Here is a 24,015-nt window from a genome sequence, read left to right on the forward strand (position 1 = left end):
CGGCTGCGATGATCATTCACTGCATAAATGCAAAAGCATGGGGCCAACACACGGCCTACCTGATGTGTGGCGATCCAATGTGGGAGGGGGCTTGCCCCCGATAGCGGTGGGTCAGTTGCAAATGCAGGTACTGACAGCCTGCTATCGGGAGCAAGCCCCCTCCCACATTTGGACCAATGTTTGATCCGCGCTATTTCTTTTTCTTTTTGTCGTGCTTGTCGGTTTTATCGAATGCGTCTTCCAGCGCACGGTTAATGGTGCGCAGCACCTTGACCCGCGCCCAGCGCTTGTCATTGGCTTCCACCAGGGTCCAGGGCGCCACCTCGGTGCTGGTGCGATCAACCATGTCGCCCACGGCTGCACGGTAGTCGTCCCACTTGTCACGATTGCGCCAGTCGTCCTCGGTGATCTTGAAGCGCTTGAACGGAATCTCTTCACGGGCCTGGAAACGTTCCAGCTGGGTTTGCTTATCAATGGCCAACCAGAACTTGACCACGATCACGCCAGCATCGCGCAACTGCTCCTCGAAATCATTGATCTCGCCATAGGCGCGCATCCAGTCCGTCGGGGTGCAGAAGCCCTCGACGCGCTCCACCAGTACGCGGCCATACCAGGAACGGTCGAACACGGTGAACATGCCGCGTGCCGGGATCTTCTGCCAGAACCGCCACAGGTAGGGCTGTGCGCGTTCGTCTTCGCTGGGCGCGGCAATCGGCACAATATGGTACTGGCGCGGGTCCAGGGCCGCGGCGACACGGCGGATCGCGCCGCCCTTGCCCGCCGCGTCGTTGCCCTCGAACACCGTCACCAACGCGTGCCTGCGCATGCGCTTGTCGCGCATCAGGCCGGAGAAGCGCGCCTGCTCGGTGATCAGTTGCTCCTCATAGTCGTCCTTGTCCAGGCGCAGGGTCATGTCGAGGCTGTTGAGCAGGCTTACCTGGTCCACGGCCGACGGCAGCGGCGCCGGGTTCATGCCGCTGGCCTTGCCCCTGGGCATTTTCAAGGCATTTTGCAGGCCTTCGAGCAGGATCTTGCCCACGGTGAGGCTGCGATAATTGCTGTCCACGCCTTCAATCACATGCCAGGGTGCGTAATCCCGGCTGGTGCGGCGCAGCACGCGCTCACCGAAATGCACGAACTTGTCGTAGGTCTTGGACTGCTGCCAGTCCAGCGGGCTGATGCGCCAGCTGTGCAGCGGGTCATCGGCCAGCGCCTTGAGACGAGCCTTCATCTGTTTCTTGGACAGGTGGAACCAGAACTTGAAAATCAGTGCGCCTTCGTCACAGAGCATTTTTTCCAGGCGCTCGGCACCGGCAATGGCCTGGTCGAGTCGAGCGTCCTTGATCTGCCCATGCACCCGGCCTTGCAGCATCTGGCTGTACCAATTGCCGAAAAAGATACCCATACGGCCCTTGGCCGGCAGTTGCCGCCAGTAGCGCCAGGCCGGTGGGCGCGCCAGTTCCTCGTCGGTCTGCTGGTCGAAGGTGCGCACCTCGATCAGGCGCGGGTCCATCCACTCATTGAGCAGCTTGACGGTCTCGCCCTTGCCGGCGCCCTCGATGCCGTTGATCAGGATAATCACCGGGAAGCGTTTCTGCTGCTGCAGTTCGTACTGCACCTCCAGCAAGGCTTCGCGCAGGGCTGGCACTTCGGCGTCATAGGTGTCTTTGTCGATGGCGTGACCGATTTCGGCGGATTCGAACATGGGCAGCTCCGTTTCAAGATGGCTCAAGACTAGCGGATTGGGCAACGACCTGTGGCAGGAAATTCCACCCGCGCTTGTCGTGGGTCAATCCAACCCCTGTTGATCGGCTAGAATGGCCGCCTTGTCTTTGCCCGCTTTCCTTTATGAGCCGCCATGAACCCCATCACCCACGCCCAGCTCGACTGGGATGACCAAGGCCGCCCGCACTCGCGGGTGTTCGACGATGTGTACTTCTCCGACCAGTCGGGCCTTGAAGAAACCCGTTATGTATTCCTTGAGCAAAACCGCCTGCAGGAGCGCTTCGCCGCCTTGCCTGCCGGCGGGCGACTGGTGATTGGCGAGACCGGCTTCGGCACCGGCTTGAATTTCCTCTGCGCCTGGCAACTGTTCGAGCAGCACGCAGTGGCCGGCGCACGGCTGCACTTTGTCAGCGTGGAAAAATACCCGCTCAGCCACACTGACCTGCAACGTGCCCTGGCCCTCTGGCCTGAACTGCAACCCTTGGCCGAGCAACTCCTGGCGCAATACATCGCCATCCATCAGGGTTTCCAGCGCCTGGTGCTGGGCCACGGCCGCGTGACCCTGACCCTGTTGATCGGCGATGCCCTGGAGCAACTGCCGCAACTGGATGCACAGATCGATGCGTGGTTCCTCGACGGCTTTGCCCCGGCGAAAAACCCCGATATGTGGACCGCCGAGCTGTTCGCCGAACTGGCGCGCCTGGCAGCGCCGGGCTCGACCATCAGCACCTTCACCAGCACTGGCTGGGTGCGGCGCCTGATCAACGCGGCAGGCTTCAAGATGAAGCGCACCCCGGGCATCGGCCACAAGTGGGAAATCCTGCGCGGTGAGTTCGTCGGCTGGCCGCAAGACACGCCCAGGCCCACGGCCACACCGCCGTGGTTCGCCCGCCCGACAACCCACCACGCCGAACGCCGCGCCCTGGTGATCGGCGCGGGGCTGGCCGGTTGCGCCACGGCAGCCAGCCTGGCGTCACGCGGCTGGCAGGTGTGCCTGCTGGAGCGACATGCAGCGCTGGCCCAGGAGGCGTCCGGCAACCCGCAAGGGGTGCTGTACCTCAAGCTGTCGGCCCATGGCACCGCACTGTCGCAGATGATTGTGAGCGGCTTCGGCTACACCCGCAGGCTGCTCGAGCAGTTGCAGCGCGGTGTGGATTGGGATGCCTGCGGCGTGCTGCAACTGGCGTTCAACCCCAAGGAAGCCGAGCGCCAGGCACAGCTGGCGCAGGCCTTTGCCGCGGACCTGCTGCACCCGGTGGATGTGGCCCAGGCCCAAGCCCTCGCTGGCGTGGCGCTGGACCAGGGCGGATTGTTTTTCCCCGAGGGCGGCTGGGTCCATCCGCCAGCACTGTGCGAGTGGCAGGCCCGCCATCCAGGCGTTGAGTTGCGCCTTCATCATGAGGCGCTGACCTTGCAGCAGGTCGACGGCCAATGGCAGGCCCGAGACGCCGAGGCGCTGATCGCCAGTGCACCGGTGGTGATCCTCGCCGGTGCCGCCGAGGTCAAGCGCTTCCCTTTCAGTGCCGCCCTGCCCCTCAAGCGCATTCGCGGGCAAATCACCCGTTTGCCGCAAACCACTGAAAGCCAGCACTTGAGCACGGTGGTCTGCGCCCAGGGCTACGTCGCCCCCGCACGCCTGGGCGAACATACCCTGGGCGCCAGTTTTGCCTTCAACAGCGACGACTTGACCCCCACCCTGGCTGAACATGCCGACAACCTGGCCCTGCTGCGGGAAATCTCCCCGCGGCTGCTGCATGCCTTGCACGCCGATACCTTGCCCCTGGAAACCTTGCAAGGCCGTGCGGCATTCCGCTGCACCAGCCCCGACTACCTGCCCATCGTTGGCCCGCTGGCCGATGCAGCGGCCTTCGCCCAAGCCTATGGCGTACTCTCCCGCGATGCCCGGCAAGTGCCCGATACGCCCTGCCCCTGGCTGGACGGCGTGTACATCAACAGCGGCCATGGCTCACGCGGCCTGATCACCGCGCCCTTGTCGGCAGAACTGTTGGCCGCCTGGCTGGATAACGAACCGCTGCCGTTGCCCACCAGCGTCGCCCAGGCGTGCCATCCCAACCGTTTTGCCTTGCGCGAATTGATTCGCGGCAAGCCCCGGCAAACGCCTTGAGTCGTGCCTAGCGAATCTCGCACACCCCCAGTTCGTCAGCGCGCATGGCCGCCAGGGTCAGGCGCTCGAAGGCCACCTGTTCGGCGGTGGCCTGCTCCTGCAGAATGCCGTTCATGCGCGACCGGAAGACCTCGTCCTCAAGTTCATCACCTTGTTCGAACACCTCTTGCATCCGCGTCTCGAACGGCTCGTTAAGGGTTCTGAAACTGGCGGCATAGGCGCGCTTGAGGTAGTCAGTCCAGAACGGCAGGTCATTGAGAAAACGCAACAGCTCGGGCGACACCTCTGCGGCCTTGATTTTGATTTGCGCATCGCTCAGCGCCGCCGGGGTGACACCGCTCAAGCCGGCATAACGCATGTGTCTAGGCTGCCCTGGCAAATAGAAACGGCTGGCCAGGCCGGTGCGGTAGGCCAGGCTGACTTCCAGCGGATCGCCGCCGGGGTTGGCGATGCTGTGGTTGCGCGCAATGCTTTCCAGGCGATCAAGCCGATACAGGCCGCGCCCCAACGCCAACAGCGGCCTGGCAGACAACTGGCCGCCCTCGACCTGCTGGCGCGCATCGCTGATCTCAACCAGGATTTCCAGGGCGCTGAAACTCACCGCCGCGCCATCGTCACAGTTGTACGGGGTGGCGGCGCGTTCGAATATTTCGGTGGACAGTTCGGCGCGCTGGCTGCTCGCCTCGAGGACACGCCAGACGCGCCGGGCCATGTCTTCACGCACATGCTCGCTGTCGGCCGCCCCGCCCAGCTCGGCCAGCAACTTGAACAAGCCGTCACTGGACCTGTCATCCTTCAACATCCGCCACATCACCTCTTTTTGCGCGTAGTCGGCCAGCCGCGAATCCGGCATCCACAACTCGCGAGCGGCCTGCTCGTTCAAGCGCGCGATATCGTCTTCGTAAAAGCCCATGCCCACGCCGCGCTGGCGACGGTAATCGAGCACTTGCCGAATGGTCGGTCCCGACAATGGGTTGTAGCGCAGGTTGATACCTTGGGTACGTTGCCGAGGCGCCGTGAACAGCCACGCCGGCAGCTCGGTAATGTCGTTCTCGCGCAGGTCCACACTGGTCAAGTAGGGCAAGCGCCATAAATGTTCGGGAAAGGTCTTGAGCCGGCAGTCACGTAATATCAATTGGTGCAGGTCGAACAGGTGGTCGACCTTGGGCGGATCAACCAGCGGGTTGCCCGCCAGGTTCATGATCCTGAGGTTGCGCAGATCTGCCAGCTTGGTGCGCGTGTAGGAGGTCAGTACCAGTTGATTACCGTCCAGATACAGGGCTTCCAGCTGCGGCATGTGTGACAGTATCTCCGGCAGACGGGTCAAGCGGTTGCCTGACAGTTGCAGGGAAGTGAGACCGGTGAAGTGCTTGAGGAAATACGCCACCTCATCACCGACCCCCATGTTCTTCATCGACAGTTGGCGCACATGCTCGAACTTGATCTGCTCAGGCAAGGTCGGCAAGGGGCCGCCGACCATTTCGTCGAGCGACAGGCTGGCCTCTTCATTCAAGCCGGTCATCCTCCGCCAGCAGACTTTAAGCCGCTGCACGATGATTCTGCGACTGAACCGTGCGTCCTCGGGCGTGCCAGGGATTTTCGCCAGCGCGGCCCGGTCATGGCGCCAGGTGTTGAGCACTGAACGCAGGGTTTCATAATCGCTCTGCAACCCCCTGACCGCCTGGGCACGGGCCATGTGGTCAGCCCCCAGGCCTTCGATCAGACTAGAGGCCTGGGCGTCGTCCAGCATGGGATAGAGCTTTTTCACCTTGCGTACCAGTGCCGCCGGTTGTGGCGTAACCTGCGGCGGTGACGCCTGCACGCAACCCTCCTCGCGCCACGACGGCAAAGGTTCGGCGGAGGCATTGCGTAGATGGCCCGCCACCAGGTCGCGTTCATCCCCGACCAGCCAGCGCAATTTCAACTGCAACTGTGTGGCACCGCGCTCACCCGTAGAGTAAATCCCCAGGCCTGTGCGCTCTGTGGCTGAAAGCGTGCTCAACAGTGCCTGGTAGAAGCCCGGCGGGCCCGGCAACGGCTCATGCAGGGCCTGGCCCTGTTCGTCGAAGGCCTGGTAGCCGCGGGTGGACTTGACCAGCTTGCGCACGCGCGTCGCGGTGGTACTTTCCTGCTTGCCGAGCAAAGCGCCATCCAGCTCCTGCTCATGCATTTGCAGGCGCAGTTGCGCCGGCCATCCCGGTAACCGGCCCAGTAGGCTGACTGCCAGGCGTTGAGTTGATTCGGTGGCCAACGGCGGCAAGTAAAAACCGGCCACCGCACGGTCTTCCTGTAATTCGCGCAATGCCTGCCCCGCGCGCTGGGACAGGCGCAAGGGCACGCTGGCGGTGTTGCGCAAATATAGACGTTCCAATGACGAGGCCTGGGATAAAAGCTCCTGGACCACCCCGGTAGGCAATTCTGGGAAGCGTTGCTTAAGCACGCCAGTTATCCCCGTTACCGGCGGGTCAGCGTGATGGCAAAGCTGTTCGAATAACGCCTGATAATGCTGCTTCACCCCCGCCAGCAGGCGTGTGTTCAACAGCCGCTGTGCCTGTAGGGGGTCGGCTTTTTCCCCCAGCAGCCCTTCGCGCTCCGCGTCGTCAAGGTTCTCGAGCAGTGTGGGCATCACCTGCCCTTCCTGGAGTTGCTGCTCGCTGACGTGGATACTCATGTCTTCGTAATCGAATGGAGCGGTGTCGGGGTAACGCTTGAGCAAATTGCCTTGAGGGTCCAGCAGCTCGAAAAAACGCCCCTTGGGCCACCCCTCCAGCATCGGCAAGGCCAGCATTTGCACCCAGCCCGTACCCGCATCCGGCTGGCTCTGGAATTCCAGTTGCCAGGCCAGGTCGCGGATCAGTTGCTCTTGCCGCCAACGCAGCACACTGTCTTGCAGCCGCTGCGGCAAGGGCAGGTTGTACTTGGCCAGTTGTCGTAGCCAGGGCAACCGGCTGTTGGTGGTGCTGATGATTTCGTCCAGGCGGCCGTCGGGCAGTGATCTCAGCCCGGGCGCCAGGCGTTCGAGCACATAGGCTGGGCTGTTCCACTGCTCGACCTGCTCGGCCTGATGGCGCCAGCCGCCGAAACCATTGTGTTCCAATAGCGGGCTATAGACCGTTGGACGCACCGGATGCAGCACCCGCCAACGACCGACGCCTGCATCGAAAAACACCCGGTAAATCGCGCCGTCAATCGCAATATAAGAGCGCCCTTGATATTGATAGATGCCCTTGTAGCTGGGCGTGGCGAGTACCTCGGGAGCCACCGACTGCTGGTAAGGGCGCAGATCGCGCCGCCACAAGCGCGACTCACCCTGGGCGGACTTGACCGCCTCGAACTGTTCGAAATAACTCGCCGGCGTGCGCGACGCGCCCTTGAACAGGGTGCCCACGACTTTGCCCGCAGCCGTCATCAGCGCCATTGATGCAATGCCTTCGGCCACATTGGTCATGTGCTCCAGCGCATCGGTCTTATGCCCGTGCTGCCAGTCCTGTACGCCCTCATAGACCTCGCCCAGCAGCTGACCCACTCCTACCCCCAGCATCAACTGGCCCAGCCCAGGCACAAAAAAACCGGCGATATTGGCCAATGTCAGCCCCAGCTCCACATAGCGCTCGGCCAGTGATCGGCGGGCTTCCTCGTCGACCTCTGCCACCGGCACCGCCAACACCCTGGCATCCAATTGCGCCTTGCCCACGTAGGCATCGAAAAAAAACCGCGACACGCTGACCGGGGCCGACACCGCCTCCAGGCTTTCCACGGCCTTGCGGGTATCAAAGCGCTGGAAAAAGTCCACGCGTTCGGACTCATCCAGATAGCCCTTGAAGAATTCGCGATAGGCAGGTTCCTGCAGCTTGGAAGACAGATAACCCTTGAACGCCGCCAGGGTGTCGTACTCGAACCATGGGCGGGCTGGATCGTTGGGCATGTACACCACACAGCGCCCCGGGGACAGGCCCCGCTCGGCGCTCCCGGAAAACACCAGCACGCTCCAGGCGCAAGCCTGGTCGATGTTCAACCCATGCCAGACCAGGGCGCGGCCGTCCAGCAACAGCTCGCGGGTGGGATAAGTGTCGCTGCCCGACCAGAGCACCTTGAACAACAGCGTGCCGGTCTCCTGGCGTACATGCCCCTTGCCCATGGCGATATGCAGGTCCAGGCGCATGTCACTCAACTTGAGCCGGCCAATGTCCCTGGCTACCGGGTTATAGTCATCGGCCGTCGTCACCTCGCCAGGGGCAGGCAAATCGAAGACCACCCGCAGATGTGCCTGATAGGCCGCGCCCAGGTCCAGCTCGCGGCAGTAACCGGCAAATTGGACGGCACTCATGGACGCGACCTCAAGCCCCGTGTCGACGCTGCGCACCTGCGCGCCGATACCCAGGCCGCCATCCTCCGCCTGGGAGGCGCTGAAATTCTGCATGGCGGCGTGCAGCAGCGTGCGCTTCTCCACCGTCACCGTCATCAACAGCGGCCCGAGCAGATCGGGGTTGGCGTTGATCATCGAGCGATGGGGCAACTCCAGCACATCATGCTTCACATCCAGATGCTGCCCCTTGGAAGCCAGCAACGCTTCAAGTCGATCGCTGCAAAACTCATCCAGCGGTTCCAGGTTTTTCAACAGTGTATTGAGCGTCTCGCGCAGTACCTCACTGTCCTCATGCTCGCGCTTGATATGGGCCAGGCTGCGAGCGTCGGCATGGACCATCCAGCCGGGCAACCGGTCGAGCAATACATCAGTTATATCCAGATCCTGGGTGGCCTCCAGCAGCTTGCCGGGCAACTGCGCCCACACTTTTGGGGTAACCACCTCACTTACCTGTGACATCCATGACCTCCATGAAAACCTTGAATAATGACGCCCCACCATAGGCCCGCCGCTGCCGGGAATGGGTTTGAATAACTGCTGGTTTGCGCGGGCTACAGACCCATAATTTGCGTTCGACCTTGACCTATCTAACGCCCCGGCCACGCAGCCCGCGGCGGGCGGTGAATGCCCATGCGCGCTTCAGGCCACGACTGCTTATAACTTATCGTTCTAAAACTCCACGGGTATGCCTGGGTCAGTTTCAGGGTACCTGCGCGTTCAGCGCGCGATGTGTCGACCCCTCCCCAACGGAAAAACCGGTAAGGACCTTATGTGTGGATTAGCTGGCGAGTTACGCTTTGATCATCAACCTGCCGACCTGGCAGCGGTAGAACGCATCACCCATCACCTCGCCCCCCGAGGTCCCGACGCGTGGGGCTTCCATGCCCAAGGGCCGATTGCCCTGGGCCATCGTCGATTGAAAATCATGGACCTGTCGGATGGCTCCGCCCAACCGATGGTCGACGCCCAATTGGGGCTGTCCTTGGCGTTCAACGGTGCGATCTATAACTTCCCGGAATTACGTGAAGAGCTGGAAGCCCTCGGCTACGCCTTCTATTCCGGCGGTGATACCGAAGTGCTGCTCAAGGGTTATCACGCCTGGGGCGAAGCACTGCTGCCCAAGCTCAACGGCATGTTTGCGTTCGCCATCTGGGAACGTGACGCCCAACGCCTGTTCGTCGCCCGTGACCGCTTGGGCGTAAAACCTTTGTACCTGTCGCGCACCGGCCAGCGCCTGCGCTTTGCCTCGGCCTTGCCGGCGCTGCTCAAGGGCGGCGATATCAACCCGATCCTGGATCCGGTGGCGCTTAATCATTATTTGAATTTCCACGCCGTGGTGCCCGCACCGCGCACCTTGCTGGCGGGTATTGAAAAGCTGCCGCCCGCCACCTGGATGCGCATCGATGCCAGCGGCAAGACCGAGCAGAAAACCTGGTGGACCCTGCCCTACGGCCCCCATGAGGATGAGCAGAGTCTCAGCCTTGAAGACTGGACCGACCGCGTCCTCGACAGTACCCGCGAAGCCGTGGCCATCCGTCAACGCGCCGCTGTGGATGTAGGCGTGCTGCTCTCCGGTGGCGTCGATTCGAGCATGCTCGTCGGCCTGCTGCGTGAAGTTGGCGTGCAGGACCTGTCGACCTTTTCCATCGGCTTTGAAGATGCCGGTGGCGAACGCGGCGACGAATTCCAGTACTCGGACCTGATAGCCAAGCACTACGGCACCCGCCACCACCAACTGCGCATCGCCGAGAGCGAAATCATCGAGCAATTGCCGGCGGCGTTCCGCGCCATGAGCGAGCCGATGGTCAGTCATGACTGCATCGCCTTTTACCTGCTGTCGCGGGAAGTGGCCAAGCATTGCAAGGTAGTCCAGAGCGGCCAGGGCGCCGACGAGTTGTTCGCCGGTTACCACTGGTACCCGCAGGTGGACGGCGCCAGCGACCCCTACGCCGCTTACCGCGATGCCTTCTTCGATCGCAGTTACGACGACTACGCCGCCACCGTCGCGCCCAAATGGCTGACCGCCAACGACGCCGCCGGTGACTTTGTGCGCGAGCATTTTGCAATGCCCGGTGCCGACGCTGCGGTGGATAAGGCTCTGCGCCTGGACAGCACGGTGATGCTGGTGGATGACCCGGTCAAGCGCGTGGATAACATGACCATGGCCTGGGGCCTGGAAGCACGTACGCCGTTCCTCGACTACCGCCTGGTGGAACTGTCGGCCCGCGTGCCGGGCAAGTTCAAGCTGCCCGACGGCGGCAAACAGGTACTCAAGGAAGCGGCGCGCCGGGTCATCCCCAGCGAAGTCATCGACCGCAAAAAGGGCTACTTCCCGGTGCCTGGCCTCAAGCACTTGCAAGGCGACACCTTGAACTGGGTGCGTGAACTGCTGCTGGACCCGAGCCAGGACCGTGGCCTGTTCAACCCGGCCATGCTCGACCGCTTGCTCACCGACCCCCAGGGCCAACTGACCCCGTTGCGCGGCTCCAAGCTATGGCAATTGGCGGCGCTGAACCTGTGGCTCAGCGAACAAGGAATCTGATCGATGAAACCGAATGCCGCGGCGTACAGCCAACGCTTACTCAAGGGCCAGGCGCCGACCTACGAGCGCCTGCAGGCGCGCCTGGCCGAAGATGGCAGCCCCCTGGCCGCCGAGCCGATTGCCGTGCATTGCGGCTGGGGGCGGTTGCTGATCGGCCATACCTTCCCGGACCCGGCCAGCCTGGCCCAGGAACTGCTCAATGAGCTGCCCGGCGAGCGCGACATTGCGCTCTACGTGGCAGCGCCCCAGCAGATTCTCGGGATCGATCCTCAGCAGCTGTTCCTCGACCCGTCCGACACCCTGCGCCTGTGGTTCAGCGATTACCGCCCGGCAACCCGGGTGTTTCGCGGCTTTCGCATTCGCAGGGTGCAAAGCGAAGCCGATTGGCAGGCCGTCAACCAACTGTATCAAGGCCGCGGCATGTTGCCCGTCGACGCCGAACGCCTGACCCCGCGTCACCAAGGCGGCCCGGTGTATTGGTTGGCCGAGGATGAAGACACCGGGGCAGTGATCGGCAGCGTGATGGGCCTCAATCACCACAAAGCCTTCCAGGACCCGGAAAACGGTTGCAGCCTGTGGTGCCTGGCCGTCGACCCACAGTGCACGCGCCCAGGCGTCGGTGAAGTGCTGGTGCGCCATCTGGTGGAGCACTTCATGAGCCGTGGCTTGAGCTACCTAGACCTGTCGGTGCTGCACGATAACCGCCAGGCCAAGAGCCTCTATGCCAAGCTTGGCTTTCGCGCGTTGACCACCTTTGCGATCAAGCGCAAGAACGGCATCAACCAGCCGCTGTTCCTCGGCCCTGGGCCGCAGGCGGAGTTCAACCCCTATGCGCGGATCATCGTTGAGGAAGCCCATCGGCGCGGTATTGATGTGCAGGTCGACGATGCCGACGCGGGCCTGTTCACCCTCAGCCACGGCGGGCGCCGCGTGCGTTGCCGGGAATCCCTGAGCGACCTGACCAGCGCCATCAGCATGACCCTGTGCCAGGACAAGAGCCTGACCCATAAAGTGCTCAAGGCCGCCGGCTTGCAACTGCCCTCCCAGCAGTTGGCGGGCAGTGCCGATGACAACCTGGAGTTCCTCGACGAGCACCAGCGCATCGTGGTCAAGCCGTTGGACGGCGAGCAAGGCCAGGGCGTGGCGGTAGACCTGCAAACCATCGAGGAGGTGCAGCAAGCCATTGAGGCGGCGCGTCAGTTCGACAGCCGCGTATTGCTGGAAAGCTTCCACGAGGGTCTGGACCTGCGCATTCTGGTGATCGGTTTTGAAGTGGTCGCCGCCGCGATTCGCCGTCCTGCCGAAGTGATCGGTGACGGCCAGCATTCGATCCGCGCCTTGATCGAGGCCCAGAGCCGACGTCGCCAGGCTGCCACCGATGGTGAGAGCAAAATCCCCCTGGATGCGGAAACCGAGCGCACCCTCAAAGCTGCTGGCTATGACTACGACAGCATCCTGCCCCAGGGCGTGCAACTAGCCGTGCGACGCACCGCCAACCTGCATACCGGCGGTTGCCTGGAAGATGTCACGGCGATCCTGCACCCAACGCTGGTGGACGCCGCCGTGCGTGCTGCCCGCGCCCTGGACATCCCCATGGTCGGCCTGGACCTGATGGTGCCGGCCGCCGACCAGCCGGAGTACGTGTTTATCGAAGCCAACGAACGGGCCGGGCTGGCCAACCATGAACCGCAACCTACCGCAGAAAAGTTTGTGGATTTGTTGTTTCCGCACAGTCAGCCGACGGCTTGAGGCTTGTGTTGAATGTGAAACCGCTATCGGGGGCAAGCCCCCTCCCACATTTGCCTGTGTTCACACATCAAGGGTGGGAGGGGGCTTGCCCCCGATGAGGCCGGCACAGGCAACGAATCGCTCAACCCTTTCATCGAAACCATCGATGCCCCCAACTCATCAGGAGTTTCCATGACCCGAACCATTCCCGAACCCGATCTCGCTTACCTGCAAAAAGTGCTGCTGGAAATGCTTGCCATCCCCAGCCCGACCGGATTCACCGACACCATCGTGCGCTACGTCGCCGAACGCCTGGAAGAACTTGGCATCCCGTTTGAGATGACCCGGCGCGGCACCATTCGCGCCACACTCAAGGGCCAGAAAAACAGCCCGGACCGGGCCGTCTCCGCGCACCTGGATACCATCGGCGCCGCCGTGCGTGCAATCAAGGACAACGGCCGCCTGACCCTGGCCCCAGTGGGCTGCTGGTCGAGCCGCTTTGCCGAAGGCAGCCGGGTCAGCCTGTTCACCGATAACGGCGTGATTCGCGGCAGCGTGTTGCCGTTGATGGCCTCCGGGCACGCGTTCAACACCGCCGTGGATGAAATGCCGGTGAGCTGGGACCACGTGGAGCTGCGCCTGGACGCCTACTGTGCCACCCGCGCCGACTGCGATTCCCTGGGCATCAGCATCGGTGACTATGTGGCCTTCGACCCACTACCGGAGTTCACCGAGAGTGGGCACATCAGTGCTCGCCATCTGGATGACAAGGCCGGTGTCGCCGCCCTGCTCGCAGCGCTCAAGGCCATCGTCGACAGTGGCGAGCCGCTGCTGATCGACTGCCACCCGCTGTTCACCATCACCGAGGAGACCGGTAGTGGCGCCGCGGCCGCCCTGCCCTGGGATGTCAGTGAGTTTGTCGGCATCGACATCGCCCCAGTCGCCCCCGGCCAACACTCCAGCGAACATGCGGTGAGCGTGGCGATGCAGGACTCCGGCGGGCCGTATGACTATCACCTGTCGCGGCACTTGCTGCGTCTGGCGGCTGATAACGACCTGCCGGTGCGCCGCGATCTGTTCCGTTATTACTTCAGCGATGCGCACTCGGCGGTGACTGCCGGTCATGACATCCGCACCGCCCTGCTGGCCTTCGGTTGCGATGCCACCCATGGCTACGAACGCACCCACATCGACAGCCTGGCCGCGCTGAGTCGCTTGCTGGGCGCGTACATCCTTAGCCCACCGGTGTTCGCCAGCGATGCGCAACCGGCCCAGGGCTCCCTGGACCGGTTCAGTCATCAGATCGAGCATGAAACGCAAATGGAGAGCGACACCCGCGTGCCGTCAGTGGACAGCCTGGTCGGTCAGAAGTCCTGACACGGGCAATTCCAGGTACTGGCAACAAAGGTCCCGGCGCAGTAGCATCGCCGGGATTCTACCCCCGAGGCTTGTATGCTGATTCCCCACGATGCACTTGAAGTCGACACCCTGACCCGCCTCATCGAAGACTTCGTCACCCGCGACGGCACCGACAATGGCGACGATACGCCCCTGGAAACCCGCGTGCTGCGCGTGCGCCAGGCGCTGACCAAGGGCCAGGCCCTGATCGTCTTCGACCCCGAGAGCGAGCAATGCCAACTGATGCTCAAGCACGATGTGCCCAAGCATCTATTCGACTGAACACCTGCGCCTAGAGATTGGGGACCGGCACAGGATGGGTGGCGGGCCCCTGGCGTTTGAGAATCTTCCGGTACACCTCGGCGCGGTGCACTTTGACGTCCTCTGGCGCGTCGATGCCGAATTTCACGTGGGTACCGTTTATTTCAAGGATATGCACGACGATGTCATCGCCGATGGAGATGGCTTCGCCTAAGGTGCGGCTCAAGACCAGCATGGCGGTTGTCCTTTTCGAGTGACAGGACCTTGACCATGCGCCCTTGAAAATGGACCGGCAATGGCTTGCGATCAAATCAGGCGCTGCCTACACAAGTAGGTAATTTACCTGACAGACCTCGGCCGAATCAGCCTTTAACGGTTTGGGCCTTGGTGCGCATTTTGTCAGCCATCAATGTCATCTCGTCATACAGCAACTGCGGGTTTTTCTGTTTCAGCGCCCAGGCCATGCGTCCTTGCTCATGGGGCAGGATCATGAATTCGCCTTCGGCCACGCGCTGGTAGATGTAATCGGCGATGTCAGTCGCGGTGATGGGTGAACTCTCGAGCAGCTTGCCCACCTGTGCCTTCATGGCCGGGGTTGGCCCCCGGAAGGAGTCAAGCAGGTTGGTCTGGAAAAACGATGGGCACACCACATGCACGCCGACTTCCTGCTGCTTGAGCTCCACCAGCAGGCTTTCCGACAACGCCACCACGCCGGCCTTGGCCACGTTGTAGTTGCTCATGGCCGGGCCCTGCATCAGCGCGGCCATGGACGCAATATTGATGATCCGGCCCTTGCTCTTTTCCAGCAGCGGCAGGAACGCCTTGCAGCCCTTGACCACGCCCATCAGGTTGATTGCGATCTGCCAGTCCCAGTCCTCCAGGGACAGTTCGGCAAAGAACCCGCCGGAGGCCACGCCGGCATTGTTGACGATCACATCGATGCCACCGAGCTTCACCTCGCATGCCTGGGCCAGCGCGGTGAGCTGGCTGTAGTCACGCACGTCACAGCGCTGGGTAAACCCATCACCGCCCGCCTCGCGAACCAGCCTGAGGGTTTCCTGCAACCCGGCCTCGCTGACATCCGACAAGGCCAACTGCCAGCCCTCACAGGCCCAGCGCAGAGCGATTTCACGACCCAGGCCGGACCCGGCGCCAGTGATCATCATGCGGTTTTGCATAGGAAGTAGCCTTGTGGTTCACGAAAGAAGTGACCGGCAGTGTAGCGAAGGTTTTTCCCGTACCCACGCACCATCAGAATGATGAATGCCCCAGGCAAACCGTGGGCTCGGTCGGACGCCTGCGTATAGCCTAAGTTCAATAAACTTCAACTAATAAGATGGTTTTGCGTACACGTTAAAAGAAATAAGCAACTGAGCAAAATGCTTTAAAAAAACACTGAATTTTCTGCGAAGTCAAAGAGTCGGAGTTAGTAAGGCGCCCGTAATCAGATAGACGGGGGTATCGTAAATAACCGGTCTTTACCAAAGACCTATAAGGAAAAAACCATGAGCCTCATTCTGATCATTATCCTGATCCTCCTGCTGGTGGGTGGTCTGCCGGTGTTCCCGCACTCGCGTAACTGGGGCTATGGCCCGTCGGGTATCCTCGGTGTGGTGTTGGTAGTGCTGCTGGTATTGCTGTTGCTCGGTCGGATATAAACGCCGCGCCAAGCGTTTAACAAGCAAAAAAAGAGGCCTTCTAGAAGGCCTCTTTTTTATTGCCGGTCAGTTAGTCCGGCTTACCATCCACGACACCCGCGGTGTTATCCAGCAGGCTCTTGGTTGCGGTTTGCAGGAACGACTCAAGTTTCTGTTTGAGTGCAGCCTCGTCCGGCGATTCCGGGATCACCTTGCCGGTCGGCTCGGCGCCCAGTGTGTATTCCCACAACTTGGGTGGCATTTCTTTCGGCAATACCAGCACACGATCACCTGTGAGCAACGCCACAGTCTGGTCGCTGCCCGACGGCTTGATCACGCCGAAGCCCTTGTCGCCTTCCGGCAGGTTGAGCAGGTCACGACCCCAGCACTGGTGCAGGGTATCGCCGCCCAGGCGACCCATAATGGTCGGTACGATGTCGATCTGGGTGCCCACCGTATGATCACGCTCACCGAACTTCTCCTGCATGCCCGGCGCAATCATCAGCATCGGTACATTGAAGCGGCCCAGGTCCATCTCGGTGATCTGCTGCTCGTTGCCAAAGCCGTGGTCACCCACGATCACAAACAGGGTCTCCTTGAAGTACGGCTCCTTACGGGCCTTTTCAAAGAACTGGCCCAAGGCCCAGTCGGAGTAGCGCATGGCCGTCAAGTGCTCGTTGAGGCTGCCACGATCGGTGACTTTTTCAACCGGCAATGGTGTCGGCAGTGCGTACGGCGTGTGGTTGGACAAGGTCTGCAGCAGCGCATAGAACGGCTTGCCGCCTTCACGGGCTTTCAGCTCTTCCAGGCCACGGTTGAACATGTCCTGGTCGGACACGCCCCAGGTCGGGTCGGAGAACACCGGGTCTACGAAGTCATTACGGCCAATGAAGTTGGTCATGCCCTGGTTGCTGAAGAACCCCGACTGGTTGTCCCAGGCGAAATCGCCGTTGTAGACATACACATCGTCGAAATCACGGGCGCTGAGCAACTGCGGCAGGCCAGACAGCTTGTGACTGCCTTCCGGGGTCTGCATCAGGTACTCAAAACCCGGCAGGTTCGGGAAGCAGGCCATGGTGGCGAACATACCCTGGTGGGTGTGGGTGCCGTTGGAGAAGAAACGATCGAACAACAAGCCTTCCTTGGTCAGCTTGTCGAAGTACGGGGTGATATTGCCCGGACGTCCCAATGCACCCACCGAGTGACCGGCGAAGCTTTCCATCAGGATCACCACGACGTTCTTGATCGGCAGGGTCTTCTCGGCCGGTGGCGTGAAGTCACGGCGCACGGCGGCGGTGTCGGTATCCACCAGTTTCTCTTGTGGCAACACCAGCATGTCACGCACGGTCTGGGTGGCCAGGGGCTGTTCCAGAGTGGCTTTCCAAATGTTGGCGCGGTCTTCACCAAAGCGTGCCTTGGCCGCCGCGATCAGCGACAGGGTGCCATTGAGGCCCAGCTGGTTGGCGAAGTTGGAATCGGTGGTGTAGACATCACCCCAACGCAGCGGCGGCCCCTGACGCAGGGTGCCGCGGATGGCGACCACGGCGACCAGCAGGCACACCACGAACACCGCGATGCGGCTGTACCACGGTGCCACCTGGCGCGTACTGATAGTGCCGCCGCTGAACGGGCCACGCGGGCGTGTTGCACGGTCGGCGCCCTTGAAAGCCATGCTCAGGATCAGCGTGCCCACGGCCCAGGCCAGCAGGTAACGCACCACCGGGAAACCGTACCAGAGCATGCTCATCACGGTTTTCGGGTCTTCCTTCACATACTGGAAGACCAGGCCGTTGAGGCGCTGGTGGAATTCACGGTAGAAGTCCATCTCCATCAGGCCCAGGAACAAGGCGATGCTCGACGCAACGGTCAGCCACAAGCGGAAGAACCCGCGCGCCGCCATGGCCCGCACACTGAACAGCGCCAACAACAGCGGAATCAGCAGGTACATGACCAGGCGGATGTCCAGGCGCAGACCGTTGGCGAACGCTTCCAGGAACGTCGAGGCTGGCGTATCCAGGATCATCTCGCGGTTGTAGACCAGCAACGCCAGGCGCAGCAGGGAGAACATCACCATCATGACCAGTGCGCACAGCAGCGTATAAGCCAGATGGGATTTGACGGTCGGTTGCAGCAGGCGATTTGCAGCTCGCTGCTGATTCAGGGCGTCCGGGTTTGCCATGTCGTTTTAGGACCCATTGGAAGTTTAAGTTGCGAAATAAGGCAGTGGCGTCCGTCCCTCGCCCAGGCTGGCTGGGGTAGGCGGTTAACGCGGCGGCACAAATGGTGCCCGATCAAGGCCGGCAAGGCTATTAATTACTGAACGTGCAACGATGCTGGGTCTTTAGAAGCCCCAGGGATAGAGCCTCGCCAGGCGAATAAAGCCGGCGAATTGTCTTGGATGGAATGTGAAAATTCTGTGCAGCGAATATCTCGATACACAAAATGCGAACTGCCCGGTCATTCTCACGCGGTGATCCCGTCAATTACACCAGTGACTTACCCAGCGCAGTCGTCCACATTATGGGGGTCATGAGTCGACTGGACCTGCAGCAAATCACCCAGGCCAACTTTTCGGCCTACAGAATAAAAAGCCTGGACTTGATCGATTTTCTTAAACTGAAACCATGGACGAAGACGGTAAAACAGAATGCCCACTTATCTGCAACCTGATTTTGCCACCGCCCTGTATCACCAGCACGTCGAAGGCGCCGCTGATTGCGCAGGCATCCTCTGCGGATCAAAGGCGCCTCAATGAGTGCCAACTCTTCAGGCATCACCTGGGGTTTTCCCGGCATCGACCGGCGTCTGCTGAAAGTGCAATTCAGCTTTTTGCTGATGGTGCTGGGGGGGCGCTGCAATCAATTGGCGGTGGCCTGGTGGGCGTTGCAGGAAACCGGGTCTGCAGTCTATTTTGCCAATATGATTGCCTGTTCCATCGCAGCCGAGGTATTTGCCAAACCCCTGCTGGGGTGGCTGGGGGACAAGTACAACAAGATCCTGATCATCAAGCTGGCTTCCTGGCTCAGTTTGCTCACCGCCTTACTGATGGTGGCGCTGTCTGCCACGGGGTCTTTCAACCCCTGGACGGTGGGCGCGCTGATGATGATCAGCAGTGCGATCGTGGGCGTACGTGATCCGCTCCAGGCGTCGATCATTCCTTTATTTGCACACGACGATAAAGTCTCCCTGGCCTTTCGCACCAAAAGCATGATGTCGTCCTTTTCGAACCTGCTGGGGCCCGTCTTGGCCAGTGGGTTGATCTATGGGTTCGGTGTCACACTTGCGTTTGCCGCCGATTTTGTCGCGATTCTCTTCGCCGGGGCGCTGATTGCGACCATACCCAACCCCGTCGGCGCCACCAGCCACAGCGACACTGCCCCGGCCGCCAGCGGCTGGCGCATGATCTATTCCGGCTTCAAGGTGGTGTACGGCGTGAAGGTGGAATTTTACCTGGCCATTGTCGCGATGCTGATCAACTTTGCCTTGTTTCCCTTTTTCACCATTCTGCTGCCACTCTACGTCAAAGACGTGATCCACTATCCGGTCACTTACATCGGTCTTCTGGACTCCTGCTTCGGGCTGGGGATTCTGGCGGGCAGCTACAAGATCATCGGCTGGTTATCCGAACGCATCCCCCGCGACTTATGTGTATCGGCAGGTTTTGCGTTATTGGGGTTCAACCTGGTGGTGGTCGGCACCGTGTCTTCGTCGTTGCTGGTGCCAGTGGCGTTTTTCTGCGGCGGCGTCGGCCTGATGCTGATCAACATCCCCACCTCGGCCGTGAGGTTACTGGCAACCCCCAAGCTCCATCGCAACCGGATCTTTGCCACGGTGTCGTTTCTCTCTGCCGCGGCAAGCCCCCTGGGCAGTTTCGCGATGACCAGCCTGATCGCCCATCTGGGCGTCGCGCTGACCATCACCCTGCTGGGCTTCATGGTGCTGCTGTTGTCATTGCTGGTGTTTCTGGTACCCGACTTCAAAACGTTCATGCGCACCCAGGACACGCAACTGAACGATGCCTACCAGGACAAATACCCGGCAGCGTTCGCGCGCTGATGCGCCTCGTCATTACCCACAGAACCCGCGGGATGCAAACACGGTAGAAGGTTTGCGCAGAGCGCTGGCCCGTCTGTCGCAGCCAGCCTGACTGCCAGCAACGCGGCTGCGCCTGCGGTGCATCAGACGCACCGTAGGCCCAGCCTCGGTGAACCGTCTCTGACGCGGCTTCAGATCCGCACGTTACCGCGTGGCCCGGCAATCGCCCAGATGATCAGGCCCAGTACCGGCAACAACAGGATCAACAAGATCCACAGCACCTTGGCGCCCGTGCTCGCGCCGCTTTTGAACACGTTGATGATCGCCCAGATATCCAGCGCGAGGATGATCAGGCCAATCAGGCCATTAAAAGTGGAACCCATGGTGTCGCTCCTAAGTGAGGGCATGCCCTTGTAGGATAGCCAGGCCTGGCGGGGGTTCCGTTTTATTTTCAGACGTGTACGGCAATCTTCAAGGCTTCCAGGGACGGCTCGGCCTTGATGCCGACTTCGGCGCACAACTCCAGCACCCGTGGCAGGTCATTGCCGAACACCAGTACCGCCTGGATCTCGTCGTCCAGCAACTGGCTGAAGTTCATCAGCACATAACCGCCGTCTTCAGGGCTCAGGGCACTCATCTGGATCTGGATACGGTTCAGCGCAGTCAGGTCTTCGGCCTTGGCCAATTGCTTGGGCTTGAGGTTGAACGCCACGCCCGGGCCGAACGACGCGACGATCTGGGCAAACAGGTCGACATAGGTATCGGCCTGGAACAACACCGTGTCCGGCAGGCTACCGACCACCACCCATTCACCCAGTGGGATCGGGAAGCTGTCGTCGTAGTTGATATCCGGGTTGGCCGCCAGGAACGCCGCCGGGTCCGCGTAGGCCTGGGCCGCTTCATCGGCGATGCGCGCGACCTCGTCGTCGCCCATGACGCCGGCGCTGATTTTGCTGATGAGTTCGACGAGGGCGGTTTTCATGGGCGATCCTATGGCGGGCGAGTTTTCGAGGGCGCGTAGCCTACACCAGTTTCTGCAACTGCGCCGCCGTATCCACCGCGCCCATGGTCTTCGCCGCCGCCAGCGCAGTGGCACCCTGTGCATCGGTGGCCTTGGGATTTGCGCCCTTGCTGAGCAGGTAATCAACCATCTCAACGCGGTTGAACATCGCCGCCATCATCAACGCGGTACGCCCGTCCGACGACGCCGCCTCAACCGGCGTGCCGCCGTCGATCAGCGCCTGCACCACCGGCAGGTTGCCTTTGAACGCCGCGCCGGCAATCGGCAACTGGTTCTTGTCATTGGCGATCAAGGGGTCGGCCTTGAACTCCAGCAATACTTTTACCGCCTCGGGGTGGCCGTGGTAGGCCGCGAGCATCAATAAGGTGTCGCCATTGTGATTACGGAAGTTGGCTGGCAAACCCTTGGCCAACAACGCCGCGAGCATGGCGGCGTCGCCACGGCGGGCCACGTCGAAGACCTGCTCGGCAAATTCGGCAGCTTCGTCTTCGGTCATTTGTTTGGGCTGGTCTGACATGGGGGCTCCTTGCTGAGACGGCTTATGTAACTGAATAAGGCGCTCAGTGTCGCGAGGGAGTTCCCCCGTGTCATGGCTTTTTTGTCAAAAGCCGTCATAGCCAGAATCAATAACGGAAGTGTCCGCCCTGAATCTGTACCAGCAATTGCCCAGTGACGGGCACGTAACTGTCAGTGCCCGGCAACCAGGCGTAGACCGGATCATTGCCGGCCTTGCCCGGGTCGAATGCTTCCTCCCTAAGCTTCACTTTCTGGTACTTGAAGGTACCGGTGGTTTCCATCTTCACCTTGATCCGCAGAAATAGTGGCACCGCGTAATGTGGCAACTGGCCGTGGGCGAATTGCAGCAATTCACGCATATCCAGGGCGGCCAGGGACTCGCTGGGGGTGATGGCGACCATACCTGCACGACCATTGGTGTTTTCGATCTCGACACCGTAGGCCACCACCTCGGCGATCTGCGGGTGTTGCAGCAGGACGTTTTCCACTTCGGTGGTCGAGACGTTTTCGCCCTTCCAGCGATAGGTGTCGCCCAGGCGATCGACAAACTGCGCGTGGCCAAAGCCAATGCTACGCACCAGATCGCCGGTATTGAAATAGCGGTCGCCCTTTTTGAACACGTCAGTGAGCACCACCTTGCGGTTCTTTGCGGGGTCGGTATAGCCATCGAAAGGCGATTTCTCATCGATTCGCGCCAGCAACAGGCCCTGGCCGCCAGTGGCGACCCTGTGCATGAACCCGTCGCTGCCGCGCAGCGGCTCACCCGTGTCGTGGGCGTAATCCACCAGCGCCCAATGCTGCAGGCAAAAGCCAATGGTGTTGTCGAAATTCAGCACATTGGTGAAACCGATATTGCCGTCACTGGCGGCATACAGTTCGCAGATATGCTCGACCCCATAACGCTGCTTGAACGTTGCCCACACACCGGGGCGCAGGCCATTGCCGACCATCTTGGTCACGCGGTTATCGCGATCCTGCTCGCTGGGTGGCTGGTCGAGCAAGTAGCGGCACAACTCGCCGACGTAGCCAAGGGTGGTCGCGTTGAACCTGCGCGCATCGTCCCAGAACTGGCTGGCACTGAACTTGCGCCGGATGGCGAAACCGGACGCGCCAATAATCGCCGAACCCCAGCACACACACAGGCCGGTGGCGTGGTACAGCGGCAAGGTGCAATAGAGGACGTCCTGCGGGCCCATGTCCAGAGCGATGCTGCCGAAGCTCACGGCGGTCTTGGTCCAGCGCCCGTGTTTCATGATGCCGGCCTTGGGCAAGCCGGTAGTGCCGGACGTGTAGATATAGAAGCAGGGGTCGTTGAAGAAAACCTGCGCGGAGCTCGCCGGGTTGTCTACCGGGCCGTCGGCGCTGGCGGCCATCAGGTCGATATAGCCTGCGGGTGTCGCACTGCCGGGCTGTTCCGCGACGAACCAGGTTCGTTCGGCCGGGATCCCGATCTGGTCGCGCACTGCCGCATAGGCGCTCAACAGCTCCGCGCCTACCACGATGGCTGCCGGGCTGACCAACGTCAGGCTGTGCTCCAGTGGCGCCAGGGTTTGCGAGGTGTTGAGCATGGCGCAGATGCCCCCCAGCTTGGCCACGGCCAACACGCTCAACAGCAACTCGGGACGGTTCTCGATAAACAGCGCCACCACGTCACCCTTGCGAATGCCTTGGGCCTGCAGGTAGTGGGCGATGCGATTGGCATGCTGATTGGCGTCGCGATAGCTGATCGCGCTGTCAGCGTACAGCAAGGCATCGCCGTCAGGATTGCGCACGGCGGCTTGCTCGAAATGCCAGCCCAAGCCGCAAGGTTGCCTGGGGTCAGTGACATTGGCAGCGCGCATGCCGCGCACCACTCGCGGCAGCGCTCGAACGATAGCAGGCACCTTGCGCAGCATCATGCTCCAGGTGATGAGGTCGTTTTGCAGATGGCTCATGGCGTCCCTTTTCTTATTCTTGGTCTGGTCCAGAAACATCGACGGCCCCATGGGAATTCGCCGAATGGCTCGCAGGAAAATACGTCAGCCATTCTTTGGCTGTACACGCAGGATTTGAAAAGTTTTGTATCCCAGGCAACGGTGACCATTGGTGATGGAATTTTCTGGGAAAAATCGTGGTCAATAGTGTGAAGGGCAAACGGCACAGCGTGAAAATTGCTCGACCCGATAGCGCAAAATGCAGGATGCACGATGGGCCTTCATGCAAAATGCACGGAAATGAAAACTGCGAAAATTTATAACTAGCTGATTTATAACGTTTTTTTAAGACGGACAATACTGGCACAATCACTGCACCTATCACTCCATGCTTGCCAACTTGAGCCAACGGAGCTGATAGACATGAGCCTGATCCAAGATAAATTCGCTTCAGTATTCTCCAACTACGACGTCACCACCCAACCACGTCCAGACGGCGGCATCCTGTTGACCCTGCGCAACAGCGAAGGTAAGCAGGTCAAGCGTTCGATCTCTTACCAGCAGCTGCACACCGCTGATCAACTGACCTGGGTAATCAGCGCCATTCGCCGCGACCTGGCCGAACAAGCCAGTGAGCTGCCACAGATTTCGATGCTGCAAAGCCAGAACCGCTTTGCGCTGCCGACTTACCATTCGGCTTAAGACATCGACATGAAAAGGGTCGCGGCGCTTTTGCGCGTCGCGGCCC

At 61.1% G+C, this 24,015-nt stretch carries 17 protein-coding genes; 8 read left to right on the top strand and 9 right to left on the bottom strand.

Annotated features, from left to right (window positions below; all coding sequences use genetic code 11):
• Positions 1 to 190: 190 nt before the first annotated feature.
• Positions 191 to 1,705 (bottom strand): polyphosphate:AMP phosphotransferase, encoded by a 1,515-nt coding sequence (gene pap / locus QYQ93_RS20040; RefSeq protein ID WP_338475339.1) that lies wholly within the window; start codon positions 1,703 to 1,705, stop codon positions 191 to 193.
• A gap of 153 nt (positions 1,706 to 1,858) precedes the next feature.
• Here pap and mnmC point away from each other — a divergent pair, with 153 nt between their 5' ends.
• Positions 1,859 to 3,850, top strand: coding sequence for a bifunctional tRNA (5-methylaminomethyl-2-thiouridine)(34)-methyltransferase MnmD/FAD-dependent 5-carboxymethylaminomethyl-2-thiouridine(34) oxidoreductase MnmC (gene mnmC, locus QYQ93_RS20045; RefSeq protein WP_338475340.1), 1,992 nt, complete (start codon positions 1,859 to 1,861; stop codon positions 3,848 to 3,850).
• A gap of 7 nt (positions 3,851 to 3,857) precedes the next feature.
• Here mnmC and QYQ93_RS20050 read toward each other — a convergent pair whose 3' ends face one another.
• Positions 3,858 to 8,675 carry an NEL-type E3 ubiquitin ligase domain-containing protein gene (locus tag QYQ93_RS20050; RefSeq protein WP_338475341.1) on the bottom strand — a complete coding sequence of 1,606 codons (4,818 nt, stop codon included), beginning with the start codon at positions 8,673 to 8,675 and terminating at the stop codon, positions 3,858 to 3,860.
• 310 nt (positions 8,676 to 8,985) lie between these two features.
• Between QYQ93_RS20050 and QYQ93_RS20055 the strand changes: the two genes are divergently transcribed.
• From QYQ93_RS20055 to QYQ93_RS20070, 4 genes are all read left to right on the top strand, one after another.
• Entirely contained in the window at positions 8,986 to 10,758 is a 1,773-nt protein-coding gene (locus QYQ93_RS20055; protein WP_043047617.1) for an N-acetylglutaminylglutamine amidotransferase, read from the top strand.
• Between the two features lie 3 nt (positions 10,759 to 10,761).
• Positions 10,762 to 12,507 (top strand): N-acetylglutaminylglutamine synthetase, encoded by a 1,746-nt coding sequence (gene ngg, locus QYQ93_RS20060; protein ID WP_043047618.1) that lies wholly within the window; start codon positions 10,762 to 10,764, stop codon positions 12,505 to 12,507.
• 171 nt (positions 12,508 to 12,678) lie between these two features.
• Entirely contained in the window at positions 12,679 to 13,863 is a 1,185-nt protein-coding gene (locus QYQ93_RS20065) for an osmoprotectant NAGGN system M42 family peptidase (RefSeq protein WP_043047619.1), read from the top strand.
• Positions 13,864 to 13,938: 75 nt separating this feature from the next.
• Positions 13,939 to 14,166 carry a YheU family protein gene (locus QYQ93_RS20070; RefSeq protein ID WP_003172962.1) on the top strand — a complete coding sequence of 76 codons (228 nt, stop codon included), beginning with the start codon at positions 13,939 to 13,941 and terminating at the stop codon, positions 14,164 to 14,166.
• 10 nt (positions 14,167 to 14,176) lie between these two features.
• Here QYQ93_RS20070 and csrA read toward each other — a convergent pair whose 3' ends face one another.
• A complete protein-coding gene (gene csrA, locus QYQ93_RS20075) occupies positions 14,177 to 14,380 on the bottom strand; it encodes a carbon storage regulator CsrA (RefSeq protein ID WP_043047620.1) in 204 nt (67 codons plus the stop codon).
• Positions 14,381 to 14,507: 127 nt separating this feature from the next.
• Complete coding sequence (locus QYQ93_RS20080) at positions 14,508 to 15,323, bottom strand: SDR family oxidoreductase (RefSeq protein WP_043047621.1); 816 nt, start codon at positions 15,321 to 15,323, stop codon at positions 14,508 to 14,510.
• A 327-nt stretch (positions 15,324 to 15,650) separates the two neighbouring features.
• Here QYQ93_RS20080 and QYQ93_RS20085 point away from each other — a divergent pair, with 327 nt between their 5' ends.
• Positions 15,651 to 15,803: a DUF3309 family protein gene (locus tag QYQ93_RS20085; protein WP_015885095.1), complete on the top strand. Its 153-nt coding sequence runs from the start codon at positions 15,651 to 15,653 to the stop codon at positions 15,801 to 15,803.
• Between the two features lie 70 nt (positions 15,804 to 15,873).
• Here QYQ93_RS20085 and QYQ93_RS20090 read toward each other — a convergent pair whose 3' ends face one another.
• Complete coding sequence (locus QYQ93_RS20090) at positions 15,874 to 17,961, bottom strand: LTA synthase family protein (RefSeq protein ID WP_338475342.1); 2,088 nt, start codon at positions 17,959 to 17,961, stop codon at positions 15,874 to 15,876.
• A gap of 572 nt (positions 17,962 to 18,533) precedes the next feature.
• On the opposite strand from QYQ93_RS20090, the gene QYQ93_RS20095 reads away from it, so the two are divergent.
• Positions 18,534 to 19,838, top strand: coding sequence for an MFS transporter (locus QYQ93_RS20095; protein WP_338475343.1), 1,305 nt, complete (start codon positions 18,534 to 18,536; stop codon positions 19,836 to 19,838).
• A 170-nt stretch (positions 19,839 to 20,008) separates the two neighbouring features.
• Here QYQ93_RS20095 and QYQ93_RS20100 read toward each other — a convergent pair whose 3' ends face one another.
• The 4 genes from QYQ93_RS20100 to QYQ93_RS20115 form a co-directional block, all read right to left on the bottom strand.
• Positions 20,009 to 20,200, bottom strand: a complete 192-nt coding sequence (locus tag QYQ93_RS20100; RefSeq protein WP_003172956.1) for a PLDc N-terminal domain-containing protein — start codon at positions 20,198 to 20,200, stop codon at positions 20,009 to 20,011.
• Positions 20,201 to 20,268: 68 nt separating this feature from the next.
• Positions 20,269 to 20,799 carry a hypothetical protein gene (locus QYQ93_RS20105; protein ID WP_338475344.1) on the bottom strand — a complete coding sequence of 177 codons (531 nt, stop codon included), beginning with the start codon at positions 20,797 to 20,799 and terminating at the stop codon, positions 20,269 to 20,271.
• A 40-nt stretch (positions 20,800 to 20,839) separates the two neighbouring features.
• Positions 20,840 to 21,355: an ankyrin repeat domain-containing protein gene (locus tag QYQ93_RS20110; RefSeq protein ID WP_046071865.1), complete on the bottom strand. Its 516-nt coding sequence runs from the start codon at positions 21,353 to 21,355 to the stop codon at positions 20,840 to 20,842.
• A gap of 106 nt (positions 21,356 to 21,461) precedes the next feature.
• On the bottom strand, positions 21,462 to 23,288 hold the full coding sequence (locus QYQ93_RS20115; RefSeq protein WP_338475345.1) for a long-chain-acyl-CoA synthetase: 1,827 nt from the start codon (positions 23,286 to 23,288) through the stop codon (positions 21,462 to 21,464).
• Positions 23,289 to 23,690: 402 nt separating this feature from the next.
• On the opposite strand from QYQ93_RS20115, the gene QYQ93_RS20120 reads away from it, so the two are divergent.
• The gene (locus QYQ93_RS20120) at positions 23,691 to 23,969 is read left to right on the top strand and encodes a DUF3509 domain-containing protein (protein WP_003172952.1); all 279 of its coding nucleotides are present in this window, start codon (positions 23,691 to 23,693) and stop codon (positions 23,967 to 23,969) included.
• Positions 23,970 to 24,015 lie beyond the last annotated feature (46 nt).

This window comes from Pseudomonas khavaziana (assembly GCF_036704165.1).
GTDB lineage: Bacteria > Pseudomonadota > Gammaproteobacteria > Pseudomonadales > Pseudomonadaceae > Aquipseudomonas > Aquipseudomonas khavaziana.